This is a genomic window from Arthrobacter globiformis (genome assembly GCF_030818015.1).
Classification (GTDB): domain Bacteria; phylum Actinomycetota; class Actinomycetes; order Actinomycetales; family Micrococcaceae; genus Arthrobacter; species Arthrobacter globiformis_C.
The window spans coordinates 2,255,283-2,280,533 of the sequence record NZ_JAUSZX010000001.1; the positions used below are offsets into that span (position 1 = coordinate 2,255,283).

The 25,251-nt window shown below is 61.5% G+C and carries 27 protein-coding genes and 1 pseudogene; 12 read left to right on the forward strand and 16 right to left on the reverse strand.

Translation table 11 applies throughout. From position 1 onward, the window contains the following. Nucleotides 1-623: 623 nt before the first annotated feature. On the reverse strand, nt 624-1,181 hold the full coding sequence (locus QFZ23_RS10365) for a phosphoribosyltransferase family protein (protein WP_306922700.1): 558 nt from the start codon (nt 1,179-1,181) through the stop codon (nt 624-626). Between the two features lie 1,231 nt (nt 1,182-2,412). Between QFZ23_RS10365 and QFZ23_RS10370 the strand changes: the two genes are divergently transcribed. Next, nucleotides 2,413-3,042 carry a recombinase family protein gene (locus QFZ23_RS10370; RefSeq protein WP_373427868.1) on the forward strand — a complete coding sequence of 210 codons (630 nt, stop codon included), beginning with the start codon at nt 2,413-2,415 and terminating at the stop codon, nt 3,040-3,042. Between the two features lie 170 nt (nt 3,043-3,212). Here the strand turns inward: QFZ23_RS10370 and QFZ23_RS10375 are convergent, their stop codons facing one another. From QFZ23_RS10375 to QFZ23_RS10390, 4 genes and pseudogenes are all read right to left on the reverse strand, one after another. Beyond that, entirely contained in the window at nt 3,213-3,587 is a 375-nt protein-coding gene (locus tag QFZ23_RS10375; protein ID WP_306922705.1) for a hypothetical protein, read from the reverse strand. A gap of 598 nt (nt 3,588-4,185) precedes the next feature. After that, nucleotides 4,186-4,890 (reverse strand): hypothetical protein, encoded by a 705-nt coding sequence (locus QFZ23_RS10380; protein WP_306922707.1) that lies wholly within the window; start codon nt 4,888-4,890, stop codon nt 4,186-4,188. A gap of 620 nt (nt 4,891-5,510) precedes the next feature. Then, entirely contained in the window at nt 5,511-6,437 is a 927-nt protein-coding gene (locus tag QFZ23_RS10385; RefSeq protein WP_306922708.1) for a GAF domain-containing protein, read from the reverse strand. Nucleotides 6,438-7,051: 614 nt separating this feature from the next. Continuing rightward, nucleotides 7,052-8,198: pseudogene (locus tag QFZ23_RS10390) on the reverse strand (IS3 family transposase). 165 nt (nt 8,199-8,363) lie between these two features. Between QFZ23_RS10390 and QFZ23_RS10395 the strand changes: the two are divergent. Further along, on the forward strand, nt 8,364-8,804 hold the full coding sequence (locus tag QFZ23_RS10395) for a DUF2971 domain-containing protein (RefSeq protein WP_306922710.1): 441 nt from the start codon (nt 8,364-8,366) through the stop codon (nt 8,802-8,804). An 88-nt stretch (nt 8,805-8,892) separates the two neighbouring features. Then, nucleotides 8,893-9,879 (forward strand): neutral zinc metallopeptidase, encoded by a 987-nt coding sequence (locus tag QFZ23_RS10400; protein WP_306922712.1) that lies wholly within the window; start codon nt 8,893-8,895, stop codon nt 9,877-9,879. An 874-nt stretch (nt 9,880-10,753) separates the two neighbouring features. Here QFZ23_RS10400 and QFZ23_RS10405 read toward each other — a convergent pair. The 5 genes from QFZ23_RS10405 to QFZ23_RS10425 all read right to left on the reverse strand — a co-directional run bounded on the left by QFZ23_RS10405 (nt 10,754) and on the right by QFZ23_RS10425 (nt 14,246). Next, nucleotides 10,754-10,906: a hypothetical protein gene (locus QFZ23_RS10405; RefSeq protein ID WP_306922713.1), complete on the reverse strand. Its 153-nt coding sequence runs from the start codon at nt 10,904-10,906 to the stop codon at nt 10,754-10,756. 1,393 nt (nt 10,907-12,299) lie between these two features. Continuing rightward, nucleotides 12,300-12,545 carry a hypothetical protein gene (locus QFZ23_RS10410; RefSeq protein ID WP_306922715.1) on the reverse strand — a complete coding sequence of 82 codons (246 nt, stop codon included), beginning with the start codon at nt 12,543-12,545 and terminating at the stop codon, nt 12,300-12,302. Between the two features lie 117 nt (nt 12,546-12,662). Next, nucleotides 12,663-13,076: an Asp23/Gls24 family envelope stress response protein gene (locus QFZ23_RS10415; RefSeq protein ID WP_306922717.1), complete on the reverse strand. Its 414-nt coding sequence runs from the start codon at nt 13,074-13,076 to the stop codon at nt 12,663-12,665. Further along, nucleotides 13,069-13,653, reverse strand: coding sequence for a hypothetical protein (locus QFZ23_RS10420; RefSeq protein ID WP_306922719.1), 585 nt, complete (start codon nt 13,651-13,653; stop codon nt 13,069-13,071). Before QFZ23_RS10420 ends, QFZ23_RS10415 begins: the two co-directional genes overlap by 8 nt. Then, on the reverse strand, nt 13,644-14,246 hold the full coding sequence (locus QFZ23_RS10425; protein WP_306926791.1) for an RNA polymerase sigma factor: 603 nt from the start codon (nt 14,244-14,246) through the stop codon (nt 13,644-13,646). The genes QFZ23_RS10420 and QFZ23_RS10425 overlap by 10 nt, the downstream gene beginning before the upstream one ends. A gap of 209 nt (nt 14,247-14,455) precedes the next feature. Between QFZ23_RS10425 and QFZ23_RS10430 the strand changes: the two genes are divergently transcribed. Genes QFZ23_RS10430 through QFZ23_RS10450 form a run of 5 tightly spaced genes read left to right on the forward strand, consistent with a single transcriptional unit; the run spans nt 14,456 to nt 16,827 of the window. Continuing rightward, entirely contained in the window at nt 14,456-14,956 is a 501-nt protein-coding gene (locus tag QFZ23_RS10430) for an Asp23/Gls24 family envelope stress response protein (protein WP_306922720.1), read from the forward strand. Nucleotides 14,957-15,013: 57 nt separating this feature from the next. Beyond that, nucleotides 15,014-15,193, forward strand: a complete 180-nt coding sequence (locus QFZ23_RS10435; protein ID WP_214852148.1) for a hypothetical protein — start codon at nt 15,014-15,016, stop codon at nt 15,191-15,193. After that, nucleotides 15,190-15,585 carry an Asp23/Gls24 family envelope stress response protein gene (locus tag QFZ23_RS10440; protein ID WP_306922721.1) on the forward strand — a complete coding sequence of 132 codons (396 nt, stop codon included), beginning with the start codon at nt 15,190-15,192 and terminating at the stop codon, nt 15,583-15,585. Before QFZ23_RS10435 ends, QFZ23_RS10440 begins: the two co-directional genes overlap by 4 nt. Continuing rightward, complete coding sequence (locus QFZ23_RS10445) at nt 15,582-16,163, forward strand: DUF6286 domain-containing protein (protein ID WP_306922722.1); 582 nt, start codon at nt 15,582-15,584, stop codon at nt 16,161-16,163. Before QFZ23_RS10440 ends, QFZ23_RS10445 begins: the two co-directional genes overlap by 4 nt. Nucleotides 16,164-16,206: 43 nt before the next feature. After that, a complete protein-coding gene (locus QFZ23_RS10450) occupies nt 16,207-16,827 on the forward strand; it encodes a hypothetical protein (protein ID WP_306922723.1) in 621 nt (206 codons plus the stop codon). Nucleotides 16,828-17,250: 423 nt separating this feature from the next. Here the strand turns inward: QFZ23_RS10450 and QFZ23_RS10455 are convergent, their stop codons facing one another. From QFZ23_RS10455 to QFZ23_RS10470, 4 genes are all read right to left on the reverse strand, one after another. Beyond that, on the reverse strand, nt 17,251-17,520 hold the full coding sequence (locus tag QFZ23_RS10455) for a hypothetical protein (RefSeq protein ID WP_306922724.1): 270 nt from the start codon (nt 17,518-17,520) through the stop codon (nt 17,251-17,253). An 882-nt stretch (nt 17,521-18,402) separates the two neighbouring features. Next, on the reverse strand, nt 18,403-19,119 hold the full coding sequence (locus tag QFZ23_RS10460; RefSeq protein ID WP_306922725.1) for a class F sortase: 717 nt from the start codon (nt 19,117-19,119) through the stop codon (nt 18,403-18,405). 4 nt (nt 19,120-19,123) lie between these two features. Further along, nucleotides 19,124-19,771 carry a hypothetical protein gene (locus tag QFZ23_RS10465; protein ID WP_306922726.1) on the reverse strand — a complete coding sequence of 216 codons (648 nt, stop codon included), beginning with the start codon at nt 19,769-19,771 and terminating at the stop codon, nt 19,124-19,126. 184 nt (nt 19,772-19,955) lie between these two features. Further along, entirely contained in the window at nt 19,956-20,735 is a 780-nt protein-coding gene (locus tag QFZ23_RS10470; RefSeq protein WP_306922727.1) for a hypothetical protein, read from the reverse strand. Between the two features lie 127 nt (nt 20,736-20,862). Here QFZ23_RS10470 and QFZ23_RS10475 point away from each other — a divergent pair, with 127 nt between their 5' ends. Then, nucleotides 20,863-21,270 (forward strand): hypothetical protein, encoded by a 408-nt coding sequence (locus tag QFZ23_RS10475; RefSeq protein ID WP_306922728.1) that lies wholly within the window; start codon nt 20,863-20,865, stop codon nt 21,268-21,270. Between the two features lie 346 nt (nt 21,271-21,616). Next, complete coding sequence (locus QFZ23_RS10480) at nt 21,617-21,802, forward strand: DUF2188 domain-containing protein (RefSeq protein WP_306922729.1); 186 nt, start codon at nt 21,617-21,619, stop codon at nt 21,800-21,802. 127 nt (nt 21,803-21,929) lie between these two features. Here QFZ23_RS10480 and QFZ23_RS10485 read toward each other — a convergent pair whose 3' ends face one another. Continuing rightward, nucleotides 21,930-22,526 carry a phosphatase PAP2 family protein gene (locus QFZ23_RS10485; protein ID WP_306922730.1) on the reverse strand — a complete coding sequence of 199 codons (597 nt, stop codon included), beginning with the start codon at nt 22,524-22,526 and terminating at the stop codon, nt 21,930-21,932. A 120-nt stretch (nt 22,527-22,646) separates the two neighbouring features. Here QFZ23_RS10485 and QFZ23_RS10490 point away from each other — a divergent pair, with 120 nt between their 5' ends. After that, nucleotides 22,647-23,744, forward strand: coding sequence for a YihY/virulence factor BrkB family protein (locus tag QFZ23_RS10490; protein ID WP_306922732.1), 1,098 nt, complete (start codon nt 22,647-22,649; stop codon nt 23,742-23,744). Nucleotides 23,745-23,936: 192 nt separating this feature from the next. On the opposite strand, the gene QFZ23_RS10495 is transcribed toward QFZ23_RS10490, so the two are convergent. Continuing rightward, complete coding sequence (locus QFZ23_RS10495) at nt 23,937-24,113, reverse strand: CsbD family protein (RefSeq protein WP_306922734.1); 177 nt, start codon at nt 24,111-24,113, stop codon at nt 23,937-23,939. A gap of 304 nt (nt 24,114-24,417) precedes the next feature. Here QFZ23_RS10495 and QFZ23_RS10500 point away from each other — a divergent pair, with 304 nt between their 5' ends. Next, the gene (locus tag QFZ23_RS10500; protein WP_306922736.1) at nt 24,418-25,191 is read left to right on the forward strand and encodes a PRC and DUF2382 domain-containing protein; all 774 of its coding nucleotides are present in this window, start codon (nt 24,418-24,420) and stop codon (nt 25,189-25,191) included. Nucleotides 25,192-25,251 lie beyond the last annotated feature (60 nt).

A 25,251-nucleotide genomic window follows, 5' to 3' on the forward strand; every position in this document is an offset into this window, starting at 1 on the left:
CCCGGAGGCCATGTCGCTGGCACACCGAGGTTTGGCTGGGGCAGCCTGGCGCACGCTTGACTCAGCCCGTCGCAAGCATCTGCCTTCCTGCGCCGTTGCCGCAACCGAAGCGCTGCACTGGGCATGTGCCCTCGACGAGCAGTTGAGAGGTGAAGAACCGGGCTATGAGTCTCGTCGAGATCAGGACCAAGAAGGACGGGTCCTGCCAGGGCTGCGCCATGTTCGGGACAGGGCGATGCACCAGTCATCATAGGGACTGCTGAGGACAATCGGTCATTCTTCAAGCCTCGCAGCGGGGTTTTGCACATAGCATCCTCGGCCCCGATTTGGGCTCCGACAGAAACACTTCCGAAAGCAGACAAGCGCCACCGTTGGCCAGTTCGGGAAGCGGCCTATGAGGAATACGTTGTTGAACGCGGAGCTTGGAAGCCTCTATTTGCTGCTCTACGGTTCCTCACGCGTGAGTTAGAAGGCAAGATTTCCCTTGTGCCTATCGATGAGCCGGAGTGGTATCAGGAACTTTCAGTCGAGGAGCGGACCACGATCAGCCAACTGCCGATGATGTTCAAGTAGGACGTTTGGTGTCGCGCTATCCAAGAGGACGGCAAAGTATTGGATTCGCCCTAAAGGTCTCGGATATGAAAAACAGACTTGAGGTTCAGCTGACGCCTCGGCTGGCTCTCCTTGAGATTGTCGATCAGGACCGATGCCCCGACCCATGCCGCTCCAATTTCAGCAATGAGTCGTTGCAGCGCCATGAGCTGACCACCACTGTCGATCAGATCGTCTACGGCGAGTACCCGGTCCCCGGAGCGGATGAGGCCCTTCGGCAGCCCCAGCTCGAGGTGGCGGTCTTTGTAATCGGGCGGGCTAGTGACCGTGACCCAAGGATCGCTGTCGAAGGATTGGGCAGCGTCCTTACGGATTGGGCAAAAGCCGACGCCCAAGCTCGCCGCGGCGAGGATACCTGTGAGGTATCCGCTGGCGGAGGGGCCGATGACAACGGTGGGACTGGCCGTGCGGAAGGATTCAGCGAGCAGATCCCCTACGCCGGCTACAACTTCCGGGTCCCGCCACCAGGTGTACAGATTGAAGAATTTGCTGCCGGTTTCGGGACTAGTTTTCCAGTCGAATATCTCTGCCATGTGTTGGCGGAGTTCTTTGGGGTTGGCGGCAGGCATGAGTTGAATCCTAGTTCAGACATCTAAAGCCGAGAGCCGAAACCCGGGGCGTCAAAAAACGTCCCGAAAGAGGGCGGCCCGTATATCGTCCCGCAAGCCGGTCCTGAGCCGGGATGAAAGTTCCCTGGCATGCGGGTCTGCTGCTTTTCGGAAGCGGTGTCCCGTAAGACTGGTCCGGTGGACTGTCCAGCGAAGGAGCGCCAAACGCCACGATCTCCTTGGTTGAACTGTATCTTTGAAAGCCCCACAGATAAGTGCTTCTTAGGCCGAGATTGTCTTGTCATTGAGCGAACTGGCCCGCGAGTACAGACCCAGCCGAGCTGCCTATGAGGCAGGTCAGATGACGTTTGTTGGACTTGTGGTTGGCGGCCCATACGAGGACTGTTTCGTTCACGTCGGCACATGGCGAATCGTGCCAAAACGCCGGTTTCTGCTGCTTCCTGTACGGACTGAAGGCGACAACTTCGGAGGGTACTTCGCGGACTTTAGCGGAACTGCAAAGCATCACGACGAGTCACTCGAGTACACAGAGAACCCGCTGAACTTTGACCAGATCGACGATTTCCTGCGGCAGCACGACATACTCTGGGCAGCTCCGGACGACGTAGATGTTTTCGCTCGCGCGTATATCCCGCACATAACCAGCAGATTCCGAACGCCTAAGCCACGCAAGCCAGACGAACCTCTTCCGCTCAACTGGCCGAATCCGCCCGACGGGTGGGGTAGCGATAACGGTCCGTTCATTCTGAGGCGCCAGCGCTACCAAGACCGTAGTAGCGCTAAGGCACCTCGACTAGAACTGAATGATGTCTCACAACCCTTGGGATACGAGACGTCTCACCCGCTGAGCGCGCTCCGCACCTATGGAGGCGGATCTCAGGGCCCAAGGGCTTCTTACATCTATGTGTCGTAACTACGTTCTTCAATATCGCTGCTCACCATTAGTTGCGAGACAGAGAGCTCCGCTTAGGGAATGTCAGCGGCATACTTGGCTTCGCAGTACGCCGGTTGGACTTCTTAGTCGCTCGTTGGCTGGATGCAGGTTAGAAACGACCGTTTCTGGATGCACTCCCGGGGGGCAATGGGGGAGAGGCCGATTCCGTCCTTGTTCTCTGGCTGCTCGGAGGCCGATTAGGGGCTAGTCAATAACGACCGTTTCTGAGCTGCTCCCGGCACGCCTCCGAAAAATCTTCAAAAAGCACTCTTATCGTGGTCAAAACTGTTTTTCGAAATGAAAGCTGGTCAAAACCTGAACTGGAGGCTTTTTGACGTGGCTGGCAACGTGATTGGTTATGCGAGGGTAAGCACCAGAGGGCAGTCCTTAGACTCCCAGGTGGATGCACTCGTAGCTGCTGGAGCCGTCCGCGTATTTCAGGAGTACGCGTCTGGCGCTACTCAGACCAGAACCCGCTGGAAAGAATGCCTGGACTACCTGCAGCCCGGCAATGTTCTGACGGTTGCAGATCTCACCAGGCTGGGCCGCAGCACCGCGGACCTGGCTGACATTGTGACGGTACTGGGACAGCGGGGGATAGGTTTCCGTTCCCTGGCAGAACCGTGGTTGGATACCACCAGCGCACACGGCAAGTTGATCTTTGACATGTTCGCATCCCTTGCGGAGTACGAACGGTCGCGGTTGTCCGAACGGACCAAGGCCGGCCTGGCAGCGGCCAAAGCACGCGGCCGACTCGGCGGACGCCCTCGAACGATGACTCCCTCCAAGACAGAGGCCGCCCGGCAACTGCGCAGCCAAGGAAAAACCCTGAAGGAGACAGCCCAGATACTCAGCGTCAGCGTCTCATCACTGACCCGGGCCCTGAGCCGGAACGACGTCCCAGAAGCTGCAACTGCAGCCGCATAGCGCGCTTCTAGTTTTGGCATAGCTTCCGGAGGACATTCCAGACGCCGTCAGGGATGCCGCATGTCATTTTCAGAAGTCGTCTGCAGCGAACTGTCGCTCAGGAAAACCTCAGAGGTTGTGATGACAAGCCACGCAGACCCTTCGATCCGTCCTGCCAAGATTGGAGAGCCTTAGACAGATGCCCGCTTAACCAGTTTTCCTTCGATGCGCTTCAGGAAGCTGTGGATGAGTCTTTCTAAGTGGGGCTTTTCTTCTGGCGTGTAGGCGTCGATAGGAACACCAAGTCGCACAAAGGTCTGGTTCTTGAGTTCAAGTTTAATTATTAGATTGGTCTGAGGTGCGCTTATCAGCGTCACTTGGCCAAACAATTCGAGTGAAAAGCTCTCTGGCTTTACCACTGTGCATCCGGACAGATCCTTAAGCTTGAAAATTACTGGGCTGCCTGTAGAGGTGTCTTCGACAAGGCACTCGTCGTACTCAAAGAATCCGAAGCCTTTCTTGGAGAGGATGGCGAGACCTGCCCAAGAGGTGTCGCTTCCAACCATGACGCATTCAAGGGTACGGACTTCATCTAGGTCCACCGTAGATGGGAAATACCTCAGTGCGCCTTGGACAAGGTCCCGGAATCCAGAAGGCTCTGCGACGGGCGGCCGGCGTCGATCCATGACCTACGAGAATCTTCCGTGGCCAGTAAGCCGGTCGCTCCACGGGCGCAATAGGTCGAAGGCTTGCCTACGTCAGGGCGGGCGTCGGCTTTCACGTATACCCGGTCGATTCATTGCACGATGCAGGTCCCCCAACTGCAGCGCCCGGCGAAAACGAACGGCGGTATCCCGCTTCCCTCACCTTCCCGGGCGCAATTTGGTCAGCATGCCAGGCGGCTACCTGTGCTGCCATCTCCGCCTGGTGGTTTCGGTTGCGATGGGGAAGGATGAGGCCACACGAGACCAATCGGCCGGCCCCCGATCAGGGGCGCGGTCTAGCGACGTCGCCCCCATAAGCATAAGCACCGGTTACGGGCACTTCGTTCGCCATCAAGACTGATGGTTCCCTCTGGGCGTGGTGGTGGCTGGTTTGCCCGTTGCCCAATTCTGCAGAAACGCTTCACATAATGACTGTGCGAACCGCTAGGGGAAGTGGTGCCTATTTGTATTCCAGGCTGAGCAAGAGGGCCTTGAGTTGACGGAACTTCTCCGTTGCCGTCCAGGCTTTGGCTGCCTCGGGGGTTGCGAAGGCGGGCTTCTTCTCGTCCTGGAAGACCACGAAGGCAGACAGGACCCCGTTGGGCAGGCGCACCTGGTTTGTTCCGGAATTGTCCTGGGACGGCAGGAACTCGTCGGCGATCCTGACGTCCATGAAATAGAACGGGCGGCCAGCGATGATGTCATAGCCGAAACCGAACTCCGTGGGCTTCCCGGCCTTATCGGTGATGCCGGGCACGGGCGCGTGATCCAGGACGGTCCGCTTGGCTGGGCCGGCAGCGGCATCGCCGTACATGCCGCTGAGGACGCGGGCAACTTCTGACCCGGAGCTGTCCGTCACGACAGCAATCACGGAACCGGCCTTATCCTCCTCGGTCAGGTATGGGCCCTGTTCGGTCTTGACCGCCCAGCCGGCCGGGTACCTGAACGAGATGTGCCCGTCAGGGAAAGTGAAACTGTGCCCTTGCAGGGTCTCCGCGTTGGGAGCAGATGAGGACGTGGTTGTTGCCGGTGTCGGTCCAGCTGTGGACGTCGGGGTAGCCACTGGCGGTGTGACGGACCGCTGCGGACCATCCGGTTGCGCGGTACAGGCCGTGCCGGTGAGCACGACGCCTGCCAGAGCGGCTGCTGCCAGTGAGTGGTGCATGCTGCGTGTCTTCAATTTGCTCTCCGAACGGAAGAGGTGGAAGGACAGGTGACCCCTGGACAGAGAATACCGCTCGCAGCCGATGCTGAATACGCCCGCATCAGACGGACGGACCCGAGAAGTCCGACGAGCAGCAAAGGAGAGTCGGCTCACCTCGCTCGGACGGAGAGTTGCGCGGTCCTGCGCCACCTTCCAGACGGTCTATGCCGACTTCCCATGGCCAGCAGCGAGCAGGCGGGTATCGTTCGGGCCGTCCTAATGGGCTCCGATCAGACTGACATGCTCAGGAGGCGTTGGTGAACTCGTCAAAGGAGACGTAGTACTGCCGGTGGTTGAGATCAGCGTCTGTAGGGGATGTGACGGACGAACCACAGAGTTCTTACCCAGGGGAACAGGAAGGGCCGGCATGTGCCGGCCCTTCCGAGATCAGTACCAGAAACATGCAGCTTGCTCATCACAGGTTCATAAGGTGATAAAGGAAATTCCTTACACGGCTTCGCCTAGACTCTCGTTCTCTGCGTTCGGCAGCGTCGCGGTACTTGCGGAAGATCCCCTCGTCATTCCAGTCCGGCAAGATCACTGGCTCCGGAAGGGAGTAGGGCACAAGCTTCACCGGCGCCTTAGAAGCGCGCCTGCGGGCCAACTTCTGCTTGGCTATCCTGCGCTTCGCTACTGTCTCCATTCTTGCCACCTCCGCTGGGTTCTTCCAGTGTATTCATTGGGTCGGACAATTTGACCCGCCCCTTTATCGAAGCCTTAGCAATTCCGATTAGGCTGGCAGCCAGTTGAACAACGAGTTCGTCTTCGGGGGTTAGGGCATATGGCGCCTTGGCATCGATCGTAAGCATCCCGTAGCGGTCACCAGCACTGAGGATTGGGGCGGCAATGAAGCAGCGGTAACCGTCTCCGCTTCCTCTCCATCCCTCAGCTCCTTTCCTGGTGTCCTCCTGAAGCCAAGCCTTTTCACTTTTGTGCGCGAAGTCGATTGCGGCCTTTCCTCGTTGGTCAGTGATGAGGAAAGGGCCAGACGGCCGTCGTGTGCCAGCGTCGTATGCCGGGATCAACTTTGTATGTTCCCTATTGAAGAGATAGGCAATGGCGCGCACATCCTCCACGGCCGGATAGGCGCGGACCAGAGCGCCAACTAAGTGGGTGCACAGGGCCCCGAGATCAGATTTCTTGTCACGCTCTGTCTTGTGTTCGGTGTCCGCAATCCGTCGCGCAGCAACAGCGAGAGCATCGAGCAGCAGTTTCGTCTGCACGCCAGGCTGTTCCCGAAGATGCTTGCGATTGAATGCAAGCACGACGATAGCCACCAGAAGGACTCCGACAGCGATAATCCAACCCCAGTAGCCCTCCCATAGCTGTGTCAATACGACGGTAGCCTGATCCTCGGGCGTGGACTGAGGACTGGACTTCTTGGCATCTGCTGATAAGGCAAAGAACTGGCCCAACAATGCGCCAGCAATCAGTGGGCAAGTCACTGTAGCCACATGCCAGACAGCTTTTAGTAGGAGCCTGCGGGTGCGGATCAACTTTGGGGACACCTGCGAATTCTAGGCGACCGCTACGAGGCCTCAAATACGACCGATATCTTTAGTCCCTCTCAGTCGATCCGTATATTGCGGGGGCGCCTGCGATGTGGAAAGTGTCCAGGACGCATCTCCAACGGCACAGGTCCCCGAAGGATCGGAAATGGGAATCGTGATGCACTCGAGATGCTTCCGATGACGCTGCCTGGTTGTGAATGGCTGCAGCTTTAGTGTCGTTTACAGAAGTCACAGCGCTAGGTGACGTTCTTAGTGGTTGGCGCCGGCGATCGTCCTTGGAGCTCGCGGTAGACCGTCGTCCGAGACACCCGGAACAGCTCCGCCAGTTCAGCCTGCGGAGGATCTCAAATATTCATCCAACCGGAGGGTGTGGCATTACACGAGTGGCTGGGTGCTGATGCAGGTGCTGAATAATCACCTTTTCTGGGCGTCCTCACCCCAGCACCTTAACGATGCTTCAGAAGTCAAACACGGCATTGGCATCATCCGAGATGCTTTCAAGCGAGCAATGGAAGCACTACGGCAGGAAGGCGATCTCACGCAACAGAGGGTGCGGGTAATCGAGGAAGGGGACTGCCCCGGGTTTTGTTGACTCTCGGGGTTGATAGTTTTTAGGCGGCTTGAAGGCCGGGTTCGATTGTCTCGAACTCTATGGGCGTGAGACGACCGAGGCTGCGTTGGCGGCGCCGGCGGTGGTAGGTTTTCTCGATCCAGGTCACGATGGCCAGACGCAATTCCTGCCGTGAGGTCCACCGTTGCCGGTCCAGCACGTTCTTCTGGAGCAGAGCATACAACGATTCCATGGCGGCGTTGTCACCGCACGCTCCGACGCGGCCCATCGAGCCGGTCAGCCCGTGGCTCTTGAGCGTCCTGACAAACGCGGTGGAGCGGAACTGGGATCCGCGGTCCGAATGCACCACAGTTCCTTCCGGCGGCCTGAGGGCGGCCGCGTTGCGAAGTGCAGCGACGGCCAGCGCCGCCTTCATTCGGGAATCAATGGAATAGCCAACGATCCTGTTCGAATAGACGTCCTTGATCGCGTACAGGTACAGCTTGCCCTCGTCGGTTCGGTGCTCGGTGATGTCAGTGAGCCACAGCTCATTCGGCGCCGCGGCGGTGAAGTCCCGGCCGACCAGATCATCATGGACCGGCGGACCTGCTTTACGGTTCAGGCCCCGCTTCTTGGCAAAAACGGACCAGATACGCTGGCTGCTGCACAGCCGCTGCACCGGTTCTCCCCGGCCCTGATGCCTTGGGACGGCAGTTCATCGGCGATAAACCGGTACCCGAAGGCTGGGTCGTCGCGGTGGATGCGCCCAGGGCTGCGTTGATCAGGTGCGCATCAGCCCTGTCCCGGTCGGAGACGGGGTTGGCCTTCCATTTGTAGAACGCCTGCTTGGAGAAGCCAAGCACCCGGCAGGTCACCGCCACGGGGATTCCGGCTGCGGCAAGGTTAAGGACCAGCGGGAAGCTCATTTTGGGGGCAGCTCCCCTGGCGAAGAACGCCGCGGCCCGGCGCAGGATCTCGTTCTCCTGCTCAAGAAGACGGATCCGCTTCTTTGCCTCCCGCAACTCGGCAGCTTCCTTCTCGGTGACGCCGGAACTGACGCCGTCCTCGATGTCGGCTTTATTCAGCCAGTTATGCAGGGTTGCTTCGGAAATCCCGAAGTCCTTGGCGATCTGCGCCAGCGGGGCTTCATGCTTCCGAGCGACCGCAACGACATCGCGGCGGAACTCGGCGGGGTAGGGCTTGGGCACAGGAACATCCTTCCTGCAAGGACAGAATCCTCACAAGTCAGGAGTCAACCAAACCGGGGGCAGTCCCAAGTGATGCTGTCTGAGGTTCTCGATGACCGCTACATCAACACTGTTATCAAGGAGATTTACTAGATCTCGGCGTCGGCTGACGATGACAGTCTTACGTTGTGGAGGAACTATGCCAATAGTGACGGCTTCGCCATTGGCATCGATGCTGGCGTTGAGTTGTCTGCTGATGGTTATGTCCTCGACCCTGACGATGAGGACACGGATCCAAGGGAAGATGTGCCTCCTATCAACGGCTGGTATCAGGTGCATTACACCGACCAGAAGAAGAGAATGCCTGCTGACGACTTCGTTGCCAGTGCCATCAAGGACATCAGGAAGACGAGTGCTATTCACCTGCCAGAACTAGTTAGCGAACTTCGGAAGCAGACACTCATCTTGGCTTCGACAATGAAACACAAGGCTTTCAGGGACGAGAAAGAGGTGCGTGCTAGGGCGCAAGAGGGACGACATGTCTTTATGAAGTGGTTGCTTCGCGCAAAAAGTTCCCTCAAATCCAAATTATTTCAGGGGAACTTTTCAATGGACTCAGTTCTCTAAGCATGCACCAACAATTCAGGACGTCCCTTCACGACGAAGGGAACCGCCTCAAAAGCGGCACCTGAAACCCAAAATAAAGGGATACACCATGCTTTCAATTAAGAACTACCGCTATACCGCTGCAGCCCTCGGCATAGTACTTATGATGACGGCGTGTGCGCCGGGAACGCAGCAGGGCTCGCAGCAGGCTACGACGTCGGCCCCGGCAGCTCTACAAACGCGTGGAGCTAGCGAGGGACTCCAGGGAAGTGGCCAGGGTCTCGCGGAGAGCGGACTCCCAACGGACAGCTCGACCGAGGACCCGGCAGTTGTAAAGGCCTACACCGATTACGCCAATTACATCGGTCAGAACCTCATCGACACCTGGAACAGCTGGTTCCAGCAGCGAGGAATCCCACAACAAGACGTGGCCTTCATCATCGTTCCAAAGGGCGCCCAAGGAACAACAACATGCACCGACGCCGGAGGCGGGACGCACAAGCCGGTTACCGACGAGGGCAGTGCTTTCTTCTGCGCTACCGACAAGATGGCAGACGGCCGCACAGGAGTTATCTGGCTGCCCCTCACATCGATGATCGGAATTGTGAACGGTGACGTATACGGCAACGGCCAGTCACAGTGGCCAGGCGACTTCGCTTTCGCGGAGACAATTGCTCACGAGTTCGGGCATCACGTTGAGTCCAGTCTGGAGGACTGGTACACAAAGAATCAGCCTTCAGCGGGAGTCAAACCCCCGCGTGGTGCATGGAACGAACTGCTCGCAGACTGCTTCGCAGGCAACTGGACAGAGGCCGCTTATACCCAAGGAGCACTCCAAAACGGTGACTATGATGAGGCCATTGCCAAGATTGGGCTTACGGGGGACAGCTACTCCTTCGGCCCCGATGGTTCGATCATCTTCGATCCGTCGAGTGACCCCCATGGGGCTCCCAACCATCGCGTTGGTGCCTACAAGGTAGGTGTAGAGGGTGTGCCGGCAGGCAACTACCAACCCGGTGACCCTCAGACATGCATTAGCTATTACTGGCAGGCCGACAAGGACTACACCTATGACATGGTGCTTCCGGCGGGTTAACACAGTAAAGGAGCCCTGCGGGATATCGGCTTGATACCGAGTTACTGGACGTGCTTTTGGAGGGCCGTTGTCACCGCAGGGGATGTCTGGACAATTGGATGGCGGGAGAAACGGCCTCGCCGTCTGGAATTTCCGGATATCACCGTTGGCGAACAGTTGGAAAACAAGAGAGGTAGGAAAGGCGCGCACCATTCGCGGTGCGCGCCTTTCCCTTGCCTTGCTGTGACCGTGACGGATCGCCACCCACTGCGCCGGCGTCCGCCGGCTTCGGTAAACCGCATCTCATCCAGAAAGACAGCCGCTTTACCCGCCTAGTTTTAAGCTATGCCGGACGCCGATAATAAAGATTCCGTCGTGCTGGAAGGCGCGGGGCTGTTCCGTGCTAAATAGAGCGGAGTCTTGGTCATGCTCTCTTCTCCTGTCTGCGCCCATGAGATGGTCGGAGGGAGGTCGCAACGCTATGACGTTCAATGAATCCGAGTCCTCGGCTTGCTCAGTACATCACTGCTCGGCCCATTTCGTGAGTCGGATTCCGGCTGAGCCTGGGAACGTCGTCTCGTCTCAGTTGGCCTGCGCGGCAGCTGGTGGTGGAGAGGGATTCCCAGCGCCGCAAAAGGATCGTCAAGCTCGGATGGGTTGGGGCTCAAAGTGCTCACAAAAGAGGGTGTGGACAGTGTCCACATCCTGGGCTTCGGATTCGGTTGTACCGGCCTCGGACTGGGCCGGACTGGGGATGTTTTCGAAAGAGTGGCGGATTTGCGGGGGAAGAGGCTGGTTCGAGTCCCACCTCGGGCACGTGTTTCCCCTGATTAGGGGCTTTTTAGCCTCTGACTGTGGACAATTTGTGCTGTGAAGGGCCCCTTCGGGGGCCTTTTCATTGGTGGCCGGTGCTGTGGCCCGGTGCCTCCTTCGTTGCCTGGTCGGCGGTCTTGGTGCTGGTTACTTGTTCATGGGCGTGACTGGCTGGGGCAACATGACCTGAGAAAAATTCTGGTGGGATTTCTTTTCTTGGTTGTTGGGTGTTCACCAGGCTTCTCCTTATCGGTTCGTGGTTGCTGTTCTGCCTGTTCATGGTGGGTCTGGGGGAGTGCGACATGACTTGTGCCCAGCTGTTCGAGAATCGGTTCCGCCGGACTCCCGACACTGCTCTGACACCGGTTACGTGCCCGACTTGGAGCCGGCATCGCCGTACATTTGGCCCATGAAAGTCACACCACCTTTCATCCTGCACCCTGTGTTTTGGGGACTTTACCTGTTCATGGCTACGTTTGGCGTCTACTGCATGACGTCTGCACTCTCTTTGCGCGACGTCCAGTCTTTGGTCCGCTGCTGGATGGATGCGCTTTTCATATCCGTTCATGGCCAGCCTGCTAAGTGACTACCTGACGGCGGTGAACTGTGCCGCATCGAGACGCGTGGTCAAGCCGATTAGCTTCGTCCTGGCGCTGTAACGTGTCTCACAACTACCGATGAATACGCCGATTCAAGCAGAAGGTTTCGATACGGCAGAAGGTTTTGATACATAGTTACGAGAATCGGCTGGTCGCGGGCGAACGCTTATGATTCCAGGAAAATTGAACCGCTGCAGTCGAGGTGACTGCTCGGTCGGTGAGACGTCTCGTATCCCAAGCGTTTCAAGACAGCCGGCAGGAGCAGACAGCTCATGTGTCTGCCGGGGCAGGCCCGAATGACGACGGTGTTGGCATAGCCGACGATGTCCAGGGTCTCGGCCGTCTGGTCGGTCAGCGCCGCGGAGAGAACCCTCCGGCCCACATCCAGCCACTCGATGGAGTCGCCAGCCCTGCCGTCCACGCACTGACACGACGTGAGGATAAGTGACCGCCGGTCCCTTCATCGAGAAGTGGGGCTGCGGGTACCTACAAACGGGAAAGCCCCTCGGAAGGGGCTTTCAACGAATGGGACAGATAGTGCGTGGTATTGGTCTGCGGTGATGTGCTCCTCCTCCCCGGGCACTGCGTGTGCCCATGCCGGTTTCAGTAACAAAGGACTTTAATAGTCGACCAGCCGTCCGTCCAGCGACACCGGCGTTCCGGCGCCAGTATTACGCATCCCGTGGAGACGGTACGGACGGGGGCTTAACTCGGCTCCACTACGGGCAATTTGTACCGAGGTCCTCTGCGCCAAACGTGCATTTAGCTCGTTGTGGCCTTGCTTGTCCCTGTTGCGGGGACCCAGCCGTAGAGCGCCAGCACGGAAGGTCCACGAGATCTGCCAGCGCTACAGGCTGATTTACACCACCGGCCGCCCTGGAAACAGCTCGGCTCCACCTGGGCCAAGCCCTTCGACCCCTAGCTCGTCCAGGTTGTCGTGGTCTGGCGCCGTATCGTGTGCTGGTCAAGAATGGCCAGGTGGGTGTGTTGAGTCCGACTGGCCGTTCCTCCGGATGGCCCCATGTTCCGTCAGGGTCTTGGCGGCGGGCGGCCGGGCCGGCGTCTGGCCGCGAAGTAGGCCAGAGCGGCCATGGCGGCGAAGAAGAACACGGTGGCGGGAAGGTAGTTGGCAATCAGCAGCATCCAGACGCCGCATAGCAGCAGCGCCGGTGGGAGGAGGATGGCCGTTGCCCAGAATGTCTTGCCTTGGTGCCGGCCGGTTCCGTTCGTGTTTCCTTCGGGCGGGTTTTCCTGGTTGTCGGGTTCAGAGTTCATGCCGGTTCCAATGCCGAGGGGGTAGCGCCCGGGAGTCCGGGTGCGGTGCCGTGGTTCGGAATCGTCAAACGGATTCGTAACGATGTTGGCGGGGTGGCTGTCATGTTGGTGTTCGGGTCAGAGGGGCGTGGGGGGACGGGCCGCTCGGGCAGTGGCTGGGTGCTCTATGGCCAAGACCGAGATGTCGATGCGCCCGGGGATGAGGCCGGTGTAGCTGATGGTCCGGGTGATCTGCTCCCGCACGGCCTGGGCGACGTTCAGGGCTGGGAAGGCGATGTCGGTGGCGATGTCGAGCTGGACGTCGGCGATGCCGTTGTGGACGGTGACGAAGACGCCATCGTGCCGGGCGGGGGTGGTGCCGGTGTCTGTCCTGCGGAGATTTTGGACTGTTCCTTTTCCCAGGTGGGTGAGAAAGTTTTTCAGGGTCGGTTCGAGCCGGAGGACACCTGGTGTATCGAGGGCGGTGCGGGCAGCAAGGTCGGCAATGAGGTGGCGGCTGATCAGCCGGGCTTCGAGGGGACGCTCAGACATCGTAGAAATCCTCCACGGTGATGTTGACGGCTCCGGCGTTGAGTCCGACGTGCGTGGTGATCATGCCGATGATCCGCTGACGCAGCAGCTCGGCGGTTCCGGGGATGTCGGTGCCGGAGGCCACGGCGATTCGAAGGTGCACCGAGATGCCGGCGGTCCCAGCGGGGCGGGGGGCGTCCGCGGTATCCGGGTCAGGATGGACTCGGCAGCGACGGGCCCGTACTCCCGGAAGGGCATCGGCGCCGAACCAGATGACTGAAGTGATGGCTTGCTCGCTGATCGTGATGTTCCCCTGGTCGGCCCGGTAGACGGGCAGCCGGCTGCCCCTTCGGACTTCGGCGCGGGCCACGTTCATGATGGCGTCCTTGACGGCGTGATGGGGCTGCAGGGAGGCGTCTTCTGCATCATTGTCCCGGAGCGTGCGGGCGGCCTGCGCGAGCTTTGCCAGGCTGGCCCGTGCCGTCCGGCACTGGACGCAGCCGCTTTCGTGGGCGGTGGGGGGCTGGTTGATGGTTGCCCAGACCTCGTCGATGCTGCGGCCACAGCCCAGGAGGGGGATGGTTTCGTCTATTGCCATTGACTCATCTTTTCCGCGAGTTGTGCGCGTGCTCTGGCGAGGCGGCCTCTGACCGTTTGTTCACTGACCTTTAGCGTTGCGGCTATTTCAGCGTAGCTGCGTTCGTGGATTTCCCGCAGGAGCCAGCAGGCGCGCTGCCCGGGCGGGAGGGTCAACAGCGCTGTGGCCAGGCCGTCGATCTCGCAGGAGATTTCCGCTTCGCGGGCGGGATCGCCTCCGGCTCGCGGTCCGGCGAAGGAATCGGCGGTTGTTTGCAGAGTCACCGGTTCCTGGACGAGCTCCGCCCGGCTGGACCGTCGACGCAGCCTGTCCAGGCAGCGGTTGGTGGCCATTTGGTAGAGCCATCCGCTGAAAGCCTGCACGCTTGTCAGCAGCGGCAGCTTTCTCCAGCAGGCCACGAGGGTGTCCTGCACGACGTCTTCGGCCTCGCCGCGGTCATGGAGCATTCGGAAAGCGAGACGGAATAGTCTGCCCTGATACGCCTCGACGAGGTATTCGAAGGCGTCCAGGTTGCCGTCCTGGGCCCGGGCGACGACGGTCGCCTCGTCAAGATCCTCGGGCCGGGTCAGGACAACGGGTTCGCGCTCGTCCATCGTCACCGCTATCCCCTTTGGCCCCGGAACCGCGCCATCCTGGTTCCGGGATTTAAGAACAATATTTTCAGACGGAGCCGGCCATGGGAATGCCCAGTCCGGGGGAAGCAGGGACAAAACAGTTTGCCTTTCCGCGTGACGTTTAGTGGTGACGTGCGTCTTTAACCATGTAGGCAAAATCGCATCGGTTGATTTAGGAGATGGTTCCCGTGACAGAAGCCCCGCAGCTTCCAGGACAGTACGGAGGCATGGCGGCAACGCAGGAGGAGCAGATACGGAACGCCGCCGTTGAGACTCGCCGCAGCACTGACCTGCTGCACACGGACCGGGGGGATACCACGATTGAGGAAACTGTGGTCCAGAAGCTGGCCGGCATGGCCACGCGTGAGGTTCCCGGCGTGTATGCGATGGGCAGCGCTGCCCGGCGCGCGTTCGGCGCGATGACCGAGCGCATTCCCGGTTCCCAGACGAATGTGAGCGGCGGGGTGAGCGTGGAGAAGGGCGAACGCCAGACCGCCATCGACTTAAGCATCGTCGTGGAGTACGGAACGTCCATTGTCGAGGTGAGCCAAGGTATCCGGCGCAATGTCATCCAGTCGGTGGAGCGCGCAACCGGTCTGGAGGTACTGGAAGTGAATGTCCACGTCACCGATGTTCATCTGCCCGAGGATGAGCGGCCCCAAGAAGACACCAAGAAGCCCCTGGAGTAACCACCACCCGCCCGGCCTGGTTTTCGGGCGGGTAACCGATTCTGGAAGGAGTGCCGCATGTCCACTACACGATGGTGTCTGGCCATCGGTCTGGTATTAGGAATCGTTTTGGCCTTCGGAGGTTTTACAGCCCTGGTGATAGCGGTCCTCTTTGGCCTGATCGGGCTGCTGGTGGGCCGTATTGCGGAAGGGAAACTGGATCTGCAGGCCCTGTTCGGCAAAGCATCCAGCCGATGAATGCCACTGCAGCACATGCCGGTTCCCGGGACCTGAATTCGCGGGGGCGCACTGTCCTTGACCGGAAGGTGGTGGAGAAGATCGCCAGTCAGGTCGCCAGCGAAGAGTCCTTTGCCGGCGGGTCCTCCGGAGGGTTTCTGGGTATCGGAGCACATTCGGACTTTTCCGCCCGGCCCGAAGTCACGGTGGAGCTGGCCGGTAATATCGCCGCCCTCAGCATGGAAATAGGGCTGCTCTACCCGGTACCGCTGCGCCAGGTCACCGAACAGTTGCGCCGCCGGATCAGCGAACGCGTCACCGCCCTGACCGGGGTGGAGGTACGCCAGATCGACATCACCGTGTCCTGGCTGAAACCTGCCGATGAAACCACGGGCCGCCGGAGGCTGTTATGAGCCGGCACGATGGGAAGGCTACGCCCCTGCGGCACCGTCCCAGCCGGGCTGTTCCTGCCCTGATCCTGGGAACGCTGCTTCTGGCCGCCGGCGTGGCGCTGGTATGGGCGGCAGTCGCCCGGCTGCTCACGGGATCCTGGCCGGTGTATCTGGCCGGCCCCCGGGACTGGCTGACCGGTTTGACGTGGAACGATCCGGGAGTCTGGGCCGTGGGGGCTGCGGCGGCGGTCGTGGGGGTCGTCCTGTTAGTGGCAGCACTGGTTCCAGGCCGCTTTAACGCCCTGCGGCTGCAGGCGCCCGGGGACGGGCGCCTGGTCCCGGTGGCGGGCGCGCAGGAGATTGTCATGACGCGGCGGGCCGTTGCGCGGTACGCGGCGGCGCACTGTGAACTCGTCGACGGCGTCCGTTCAGCATCGGCCACGGCCTCCGCACGCGAGGTCCACCTGAACGTGACAACGGCCCTGCACGAAACAGGGGAGCTGCGCGGGCGTGTCATTGCCGTGGTCAGGGAACGCCTTACCGGCGCCGGGCTCAACCCGGTCCCAAAGGTCACCGCGTCCGTCCGGTCCAAGGAATGACCCGCGGCAACCATCCTCCCGCATTCCGGAAAGTAGGCACCCCATGCGACAACACGCCGGAGCGTTGAACCGCACCTGGCTGGTCATCCTTGGCATTCTCGCCCTGGCCGGCGGCGTCCTGATACTGCTGGCCGCCAGCGGAACGCTGCACGCCATGAGCCCTGCAACGGTCGCTGCAGAGAATCCCGTCGTGACAGGGGACCTGCACACAGTCTTCGAGCCGGCCTCTGTTACGGCCATTGTCCTGGTGGCCGGGATTCTCCTGGGCGCCCTGGGGTTGTTGTGGATCCTGGCACAGATTCCACGAAGGAATCCCGCCGACAGGTACCGGCTGCATCAGGACCCCGCCTCCGGAACCACACTATGTGAAGCCTCGGTACTGGGCTCCGCCGTGGAAAACCAGATCAATACCCTGCCCGGTGTTGTGGGTTCCTCGGCGCTGCTGCGCGGCAGCGCCAGGGAACCGGATCTCACGATGAAAGTCACGGTCAACAACCGCGCCGACATCCAGGACATCCTCCACAGCATTAACGCCAGGGTCATTCCGGACCTCTCCACGGCCTTGGAAACACCGCTGCGGCGGACAGGAATCCAGCTCGAGGTCAGCGGCCGCAACCCCGTTTCCGGCTCCACCGTGGCGACCACCGGCACCGTCATCTACTAAAGAACAAGTCACACCGGCTGATGCCCGTGGCCGAGGCCGTCCGTTCGCCCGGGGAAGAGTCAAACGCCCCCGTCGTAAGGAATAACGGACACCCTACATGCGAACCCTCAAGCAACAGCTGCATGTCTGGCCCCGCTGGAAACCCCGCCCTCTTGCAGGCCTGAAAACCCCCGTTACGACGCCCCCGCTGGGCGGAAAAGCCGCATCGATCTCGGTCCACCAGTAGCCTTTCTTTCGCAGGTCGACGGCAAACCCGGACGATTCGATAAGCGCGTTGACGCCGACATCCCGGATACAGCCCCGGGAGAACAGTTCGTACGCGCTATTGAGGATATGTTCCGTAACACCAAGCAGGGCCTCGATGGATGGCCCGGCAGCGGATCGACGTGCCAAGCCCCGCGCACCGGTCACGGTACGGAAGTCCTAGGTCCGCGGTGTTGTCGATGCAGGACCGGAAAAACGGACCTCCGGCCCTTCCGGCGTGGCGTGGCGGGCTTTGTCCAGGATGAAGTCCCGGTCCTCCTGTGACAACAGAGTGCCGCCGTGCAGGTCCCGGTCCGCTGGTTTGCCGATCTCCTTGCAGATAATGGCGGCTATCGTCCGCGGCAGGATCGCGGAACCCGGGTTTTCAGTGAGCCATTGCTGCGTGGAGGGGCTGAGCCTGTCCCAGTTCCCCCTGATGTCCATCTCCATTGATGTGCCTTCCTGGGCAGAGAGCGCCACCCCGCCCAATACAGGCGAGTGGATCGCGCCCAGCCTACGTCCAGCGACGGGTTTCCGAAAGAGACCGCCGGTTGAATCACAACGACAGGAAGGTCACGAGTTCCCCGACCCGGCCCTCCGGCCAGTGCTGGGCAATGTCCGCCTGGCTGCGGATGCCCATGAGGTAATGCCCGTCAATGACCGGCAGCCTTCGCATCGCTGAAGGGTCCGGCAAACTGGAGCCGATTGACCAGTGTGTGGAGGGTCTGATTTGGGGGCGCCTGATTTGTGGGGGCATTGGGTTCATAGGGTTCGTCAGGTATTCCCTAGGGGAGCGCGAAAGGATCGGACAACAGGCCGATACGGTGACTCCTCGACCAGTCCGCCGGGCCGGGAATGCACCCCCCTGTACGCCGGGCCCGGCGGGAACCACGCCCCTTGCAGCCAGAAGTCCGGGTTACAGCGCGCCCGCTGGTCGGAAAAGCCGCATAGATCTCTGTCAGGCGGCCGGCCTGTCGAAGTGAAGCGACCATGCCAATGGCTCGGCGGAGCGGGATGTTGATCCTCGACGGGTAGATGGAGACCGATCAGCCCGAAGGTCAGCTCCGAACGCGGCCGGGCCCATAGACTGCCCATTTGGCCATACCCACCTCTACCGAACGGATCCCGATGACCACTCTTGATCCCGACACCATGACGTTCACCTACCGCTGCGAGTACAGGAGTATTCCCGGACCGGGTCACGATCCGGAAGACTATCCCATGGGCTGGACCGCCCCGGCGCAACTGTCGGGGACTATGAGGATTCCGGCAACTCGGGCACGTGCAAGTCGAGACAACCGTTTGTCGCTTTCCTGTGACACACAGCCATGTTCAGCCAGCCTTGGTTTTGAGTTTCGCGTAGACCACGTAGTTGTCGTCGAACAGGCCCGTTGAGGGGTTGTACCCGTCGCAGGTGATGAGCCGCAGTTCCGGGCCCTTGGTGTTGCCGTAGACCTCGAGCGTGGGGAAGCTGTTCTTTTGGTATGCCGCTGCCCTGGTGACCGTGAAGACGGCCCTGCTGCCGTCGGTGCGCTGCACGGTGATCCCGGCGCCGGTCTTAAGGGCCCGGAGGTCCGCGAACACCCCCGGGCCGCCGTCGGTAGCGTTGACGTGGCCCAGCATCACGGCCGGGCCGGTCTCGCCCGGCGATGGCGAACCTGAGTACCAGCCCGCCGGAGCACCAGGTCCGTCCGGCGGCACCTCCAGGGACCTGTTCTGCCGCAGACCCAGCTTCACCAGCGGCGACTGCACGTCAATCGCTGGAATGGTCAAAGTCACGGGAGCGGGGGCCGGCCGGGCAGGAGAGGGCACAAGTGCTGATCGGCCGGCTGAGGCGGGTGTGCTTTGAGCCGGCTTCGGTGGCGGTGGCGTCGTCGCGGGGGCAGCGGGCCGGTTCGCTGCGCCGGCCGTTGAGGAGGCTGTGGCGCCCGGGGAAGGCGCGGTTGATGGGGCTGCGGTTCCGCAGCCGCTCAGGACCAAGCCGGTCAGGATCAGGAGGGCGGCTGCCGCGAACGGGGCACTGCGGCTGTGTGGGGATGCTGTGGCCATGGCGTTAGTGGTGCTCCTTCCAGCAGGCCAGGATCGTGGTGGACACCTGGTAGGCGAATGCGGCGGGTGTCACCTGGCCGGGCCCCACGGCGGCGGGCAGCTGTGTGGCGTCCACGTACAGGGTGCTGTTGTCCTTCAGGAAGACCACCGCCCCGCCGCTGGTTTGGTACGCGGGAAACCCGAGGTTGGCGAGCCCTTTAATGGGTGCCGCGCCTTGGAGCTTCCTCCGCAGGGCGTCGAAGTGTGTCCGGGCCGAGGCCGGGTCCGCCGATTCCTTCACGGAGATGACCAGTGGTCCGTCAGTGAGGTGGTAGGTGCACGTGTACGTGCTATCTGCCCAGTTGCTCGTGGTGCGGGGCGCTGCTTGGAGGGCCAGGATGGAGGAAATGTCTTCCTTGGTTTCCTGGCCGCAGATCATCTTGGTGGCATCTGAAGGGCCACTGGCTGTGGATGGGGTGGCGGGGACAGTGTCCGGGCGGCCGCCTGCAGGCTGGTTCTCCGGCGGTGCGGCTGGGGGGCTTTCTGGCGCGTGGGGTGCTGACGGTGACGCTGGCCCTGTGCTTCCTGCGGCTGCGGAGCAGCCGGTGAGCAGCAGCGACGCCATGGCCAGGGCGGCCATCGTGTGCTTGCGGTTTCTCATTGCTGTGGTCATCCTCGCGTCCTCTCCTTCAGCATGGCCCGATGTTGTGGGCGGAACTGGCCGGTTCCGCGGCCGGGAATTCTGGCTGCCGCGGGCGCCCCCAAGGCGTCCGCGGCAGCCGGAAATTTCGTGTCCCCTGCCGGCCCTGCTCTGGGCTGTCAGGGACGACAACCGCCAGGGCCTGGCGCAACGAAGCCTAGGCGGCTTCGGCTGCCTTGCGGCGGCGGACGATGTAGGTTCCGCCCGCAGCGGCAGCGAGCACCAGGCCACCGCCCAGAGCCAGCACGCCGACGTCGTTGTTCTGCGGAGCTTGCGCAACGCCGGTGTCAGCGCCGCCGACCGGCATGCTCATCTGGCCAGCGGTGAGCGTTCCGCAGAGGGCCGGGGAGGTTGCCGCCAGCGGGAGGCTGGGCACGAGGTCGCTTTTGGCGGCCTGCCCTGCAGCGCTCAGCGTTGCGGGATCCAGGCCGTGGACCACGACGACGGCCGTGCCGTTGTGCAGGGCCTCCTTGGTTTCGGCGTTGAGCTCGAAGGTGCGGTCGATGGTGTAGGCGCCGCCCTGGCCGGCGAGCTTGAGGTCCAGTCCGGCAGCAGGGCTGGTGTCCCCGCTGGTGGAGAGCGTGGTTCCGATCTTGCCGTAGGACGGGCCGCCTTCGGTGGTGGAGACGACCCCGTCACCGTTGGTGTCCGCGGCCGGAGAAGGGCACTGGCCCTTGGCGCCCACGTGGATGTGCTGCACGTGCGGGTACGGGGCATCTTGGAAGGTCGGGGCGAGGCCGGAGACGTTCAGGAGCACGTGGGCCTGGTTGCCCGTGACGTGCACGGCAGCGCTGCCCGACGCGGAGCTGCCATTGAGCTGGCCAAGGGTGGCCTGGTACGAGTGGTCGCCATCGTGGGCCATGGCAGGGGCACCGGAGAGGGCCAGCGCTCCAAGCGCCAGCGTGGGCACGGCCAAAAGTCGCAGAGTCTTATTCATCGGAAGCTTTCTCCTCATGCAAGTGGTGGTGGTTCTCCCGTGAACGGGACACAGACAGTTCGGAGCGGTGCAAGGACCGGATGGGCCCAAAAGTGAGATCGCTGACTTTTCTTTAGGAACATCGGTATTGCCAGCAGCCAAGGTGGGGGCGAATCCCCGCGCGGCGATTGGCTTGGGGAACTTCCAAGCGGCGACGACTCCGACGGCAGCCACGGGGCTTGTTGAAGGTCATGCTGGCCTCTCGGGCGACCCGAATCTGCAGACCGGGGTGGTGCTTAGTGGCGCAGCGCAGCAGGTCAGGATGTCGCGGACGTTGCCTGCTTCCTGGCGGGCATTACGGACGGCGTGCCCGTCATGTAAAAATCCCCTGGCCGGGTGCCATCCTGGTGGAACCTTGCTTCGAATTACTGACATGAGCAAGGTGGAGAAGCAGAATCTGCGGTACTGCGATTTCTACTGCTTTATGTCGCTGGCGGACTTTACAACATGGGTAGAAGCAGAGGACGTAGCCGAGCCGGAAATCTCCTTTATGTGACATGAACCGTCCCCGAGTCAACATCTTGTCGAATTCCTTCGTTTGAGGGAGCGATAACCGCCGCCGCACAATAAGCCGGGCCAAGTTCTCAAGGCTGCAGCAGGCCGGGTCTTCAGCCCGGGAGCGAAGGGAATACTGGATGAAGGCACGCCGTCTTCACGCTGCCGCTGCCTCCGCACCCAGGCTCGACGTGCTGACGTGCTGCAGCGCGCACTACAACAGGCTGAACAGTCTTCGGCGTGGAGAGGTCGAGAGAGGTTGTGCAGCGTGGCGGGTGGAAGTGATCCGCGATAGAAGGCAGTTCAATGTCAAAGGGGGACATCGAGACCTATATCGAAGACCGCCAGTGGAAGAACCGCCGCGAAGGAACGGACCGGGCATTTTCCGCCGGCGCCTCGACAAGGACGAAGCCATCGCCGAAGGCCGGGCAGCGGCGAGTCGGCACGGTGCTGAACCCATCATCAAAAACCAGGACGGAAAGATCGCAGAGAAGGACAGCCACGGCAGCGATCCGAGGAACATCCCGGGTTGAGCATGGCCCACGGTGGCCGCCCGGATATGCTCCACGTGATTTGGCCAGTTGTCTGTGGTGAGGTGAAGAAGCTGTGAGGCGCTTCACTGCCGAAGGCCGGCGTCGGGTGAGGTCTTTAGGACCTGCCTCATCTGTCAGGTCTCGACTGTCGCCAATGCATAAGGGCGGCTCCTCTGCATGACTGGAGCCCCGGCCGCCAACTCTTGGTCAGCAACGCTGCGCCGATACCCAGTGTGGAGCCCAGGACGACATCGGAGGGCCAGTGCGCGCCGGTGTGGACGGGGGAATACGCGACGCCCGCGGCGACGGGAATGACGGCGGCGCCCAGTCCCGGACTCACCAGGGCGACACCGGTGGCAAAAGCCGCCGCGGACGCCGAATGACCCGACGGCAGGGAGGAACTGCCGGACTCCGGAGGCCCGAATCGCCGGAACGATAATTGCTCGGGTCGCGGCCGGGACGGCAGCAGTGCCTTGAACACCGCGTTCGTGCCCGAAGCGAGAGCAAGCGCGGTCAGGCCATGGGCAGCAGCCCGCCGTGGCCGGCCGTTTCGCAGCGCCATCGCCCCTGCTACCGCAAACCAGAGCTTGCTGTAACTTGCGGCCCAAGACAACCCCTGAACCGCACCGTCGGCGCTGCTGGGCGGGAGATGGCTGACGCGCTCGACCAAGGTCCGGTCCAGCCGCCCAACAGTTTTCCCGACTTCCCGGAGGGTTCCGGCCATGTGACCAGCACACTTACGTTTACGTTTCAGCACGGCGGTCTCACCCCGGGGACTCCTTAAGAATAGAAAGCTCGCTTATTATTTAACGGTAAGCGTCTCCTGCCGGAAAGGACGCGTTGCGTGCCCGAGAAAGAAGCCCCTGATACCAGCAGGGAAAAGGCGTCCACAGCGCCTGCCCCGGATGACGGACGCAAACCCGACAGCCCCACGGATCTGACCAAGCCGTCCTGGAAGTACATCGCCAAGAAAACACTCCGGGAATTCAGCCAGGACCAGTGCCCCGACCTCGCCGCGGCGCTGACGTATTACGCCATCTTCTCGCTTTTCCCGGCGCTGCTCGCACTGGTGTCGCTGCTCGGCATCTTTGGCCAGGCGGAAAAAACCACGGCAGCCCTCTTGGAAATCGTGCAGGGCGTGGCGCCCGGATCCACAGTGGACATGATTAAAGGACCGATCCAGGAACTCACCACATCACCGGCGGCAGGCTTCACCCTGGTCATCGGCCTGGCAATGGCCCTGTGGTCCGCGTCGGGCTACGTGAACGGATTCGGCCGGGCCATGAACCGGGTCTATGAAGTCGATGAGGGCCGCGGGTTCATCAAGCTTCGCGGAACCATGCTCGGCGTGACGGTGCTTGCCGTGGTCATCGTGGCGCTGCTCGCGGCCATGCTGGTGCTCAGCGGCCCTGTCGCCGAAGCGGTCGGCGGCGTCCTGGGACTGGGCGGGGTATTCCTTACCGTCTGGAACATCGCCAAATGGCCGGTCATCATCCTGCTGGTCATTGTGGTCATCGCCATCCTCTACTACGCCACCCCTAACGTCCGGCAGCCGAAGTTCCGCTGGATGAGCATCGGGTCCTTCATCGCCCTGGTGGCCTTCGTGCTGGCCTCACTGGGCTTTGGCTTCTACGTTGCCAACTTCAGCAACTACAACAAGACCTACGGGGCCATCGGCGGCGTGATCGTCATGCTCCTGTGGCTTTGGATCCTGAACATGTCGCTACTGTTCGGAGCCGAATTCGACGCCGAGATGGAGCGCGGCCGGGAACTCCAGTCAGGCATCGAAGCCGAGGAAAGCATCCAACTGCCACCCCGCGGCACGAAGAAGAGCGACAAACTCCACAAGCAGGAAGAGGAAGACATCCAGCGCGGCCGCGAGCTCCGCGAGCAGCACACTGACGACACAGACAAATCCGGCGGGTCGAGCCCGCGGCAATGACCACGGAACAGCCAGGTCCCGTAACCTGCACCGGCCGTCATCTCCATGGCAAGAGACCCGTATCAGGAGGACTGCAATGTACCCCGAGGCACGGGAAATCCGTAGGGGACGAAGGAAAGGGTGCAACTCCCCCGCGGGGTTGCACCCATCCAGTATGGATCGTCATTCTTTTGTGCAGGCGGTCAAACGCGGTCAGTCCTTCTTGAAGACGTCCTTGACCTTTTCCCCGGCCTGCTTCAGGTCCGACTTTGCCTGGTCACCTTTACCCTCGGCCTTCAGGCTCTCATCGCCGCTAGCCTCGCCGGCGGCTTCTTTGCCCTTGCCGCCCAGCTTGTCGGCGGCGTTCTTAATCTTGTCATCCAAACCCATGGTGTCTCTCCCTACGGTTCGCGCGCGCCGGCTGGCCGCCGGCGGCTAACAATTCCATCGTAACCACCACACCCGGAGGATAGTAAGTATACTTATGAGATAACTGTTGAAGGCCGCCCGACGGGTCTCGGTCGCGGGTTCGGCGCCTCTCTTGCCCCGAATCTAAAAGCCGTGAGGTCAAGCCTCACGCCGGCGGCGCTCCCGCCGGCGCTGGCGCAGTCACCGACGCCTGCGCCTCCGCCTTACTTATAGAACCCAACACCTGAATCAACACCACCCACAACCAGATCGAAGGAGAGACATCATGTTCAGCAGGGAACACATTGACCGTGTGCTTAATGCCGGCGGTAACGTCCTGACTACCGACGGGGACAAGATCGGTTCCATCGGCCAGGTCTACGCCGACGACAACAGCGGCGAGCCCACCTTCGTCACGGTCAAGACCGGGCTGTTCGGCACCTCCGAGTCGTTCGTCCCGCTCGAGGGCGCACGCGTCGAAGGCAACGACATCCTCGTCCCGTACACCAAGGACCAGGTCAAGGACGCCCCGCGGGTCGCCGAGGACGGCCACCTGGAACCCGGCGAGGAAGAGCGTCTCTACGCCCACTACGGCATGGGCGGAGGCACCACCTACACCGACACTGACATGTCAAGGGAAACGATCGGAACGACGGACAGGGACACCTCCGCCCGCGGTGCCGATGATGCGATGACCCGTTCGGAGGAGCGACTGCGGGTCGACACCGAGAAGCAGGCCGCCGGCAGGGCGCGGCTGCGCAAATATGTCACCACCGAAAACGTCAGCCAGACAGTTCCGGTGCAGCGGGAGGAAGTCAGGCTCGAACGCGAACCGATCACTGAGGAGAACCGCGGCGCGGCGATGTCCGGCCCGGACATCACCGAGGACGAACACGAGGTCACCCTGCATGAGGAACGCCCCGTGGTGGAGAAGGAAACCGTCCCGGTCGAACGCGTCCGCCTCGACAAAGACACCGTGACCGATGATGTCACCGTCCAGGAGGAAGTCCGCAAAGAAAACATCGATACCGATACCGACACCGGCGAAACCCGCCGATAACAGCAGAACGCGATCCCGCGGCACCGGGCCCGGCCCCGGCCGGCACCGGTGCCCGCAAGG

What these genes read in the sequence shown, in the direction of transcription:
- QFZ23_RS10365 (WP_306922700.1), bottom strand. Translation starts at nt 1,181, where the DNA reads ATGCCTGCCGCCAACCCCAAAGAACTCCGCCAACACATGGCAGAGATA.
- QFZ23_RS10370 (WP_373427868.1), top strand. Translation starts at nt 2,413, where the DNA reads ATGAAAGCTGGTCAAAACCTGAACTGGAGGCTTTTTGACGTGGCTGGC.
- QFZ23_RS10375 (WP_306922705.1), bottom strand. Translation starts at nt 3,587, where the DNA reads ATGGTTGGAAGCGACACCTCTTGGGCAGGTCTCGCCATCCTCTCCAAG.
- QFZ23_RS10380 (WP_306922707.1), bottom strand. Translation starts at nt 4,890, where the DNA reads ATGCACCACTCACTGGCAGCAGCCGCTCTGGCAGGCGTCGTGCTCACC.
- QFZ23_RS10400 (WP_306922712.1), top strand. Translation starts at nt 8,893, where the DNA reads ATGCTTTCAATTAAGAACTACCGCTATACCGCTGCAGCCCTCGGCATA.
- QFZ23_RS10410 (WP_306922715.1), bottom strand. Translation starts at nt 12,545, where the DNA reads ATGAACTCTGAACCCGACAACCAGGAAAACCCGCCCGAAGGAAACACG.
- QFZ23_RS10415 (WP_306922717.1), bottom strand. Translation starts at nt 13,076, where the DNA reads ATGTCTGAGCGTCCCCTCGAAGCCCGGCTGATCAGCCGCCACCTCATT.
- QFZ23_RS10420 (WP_306922719.1), bottom strand. Translation starts at nt 13,653, where the DNA reads ATGGCAATAGACGAAACCATCCCCCTCCTGGGCTGTGGCCGCAGCATC.
- QFZ23_RS10425 (WP_306926791.1), bottom strand. Translation starts at nt 14,246, where the DNA reads ATGGACGAGCGCGAACCCGTTGTCCTGACCCGGCCCGAGGATCTTGAC.
- QFZ23_RS10435 (WP_214852148.1), top strand. Translation starts at nt 15,014, where the DNA reads ATGTCCACTACACGATGGTGTCTGGCCATCGGTCTGGTATTAGGAATC.
- QFZ23_RS10440 (WP_306922721.1), top strand. Translation starts at nt 15,190, where the DNA reads ATGAATGCCACTGCAGCACATGCCGGTTCCCGGGACCTGAATTCGCGG.
- QFZ23_RS10445 (WP_306922722.1), top strand. Translation starts at nt 15,582, where the DNA reads ATGAGCCGGCACGATGGGAAGGCTACGCCCCTGCGGCACCGTCCCAGC.
- QFZ23_RS10450 (WP_306922723.1), top strand. Translation starts at nt 16,207, where the DNA reads ATGCGACAACACGCCGGAGCGTTGAACCGCACCTGGCTGGTCATCCTT.
- QFZ23_RS10455 (WP_306922724.1), bottom strand. Translation starts at nt 17,520, where the DNA reads ATGGAGATGGACATCAGGGGGAACTGGGACAGGCTCAGCCCCTCCACG.
- QFZ23_RS10460 (WP_306922725.1), bottom strand. Translation starts at nt 19,119, where the DNA reads ATGGCCACAGCATCCCCACACAGCCGCAGTGCCCCGTTCGCGGCAGCC.
- QFZ23_RS10465 (WP_306922726.1), bottom strand. Translation starts at nt 19,771, where the DNA reads ATGACCACAGCAATGAGAAACCGCAAGCACACGATGGCCGCCCTGGCC.
- QFZ23_RS10470 (WP_306922727.1), bottom strand. Translation starts at nt 20,735, where the DNA reads ATGAATAAGACTCTGCGACTTTTGGCCGTGCCCACGCTGGCGCTTGGA.
- QFZ23_RS10485 (WP_306922730.1), bottom strand. Translation starts at nt 22,526, where the DNA reads ATGGCCGGAACCCTCCGGGAAGTCGGGAAAACTGTTGGGCGGCTGGAC.
- QFZ23_RS10495 (WP_306922734.1), bottom strand. Translation starts at nt 24,113, where the DNA reads ATGGGTTTGGATGACAAGATTAAGAACGCCGCCGACAAGCTGGGCGGC.
- QFZ23_RS10500 (WP_306922736.1), top strand. Translation starts at nt 24,418, where the DNA reads ATGTTCAGCAGGGAACACATTGACCGTGTGCTTAATGCCGGCGGTAAC.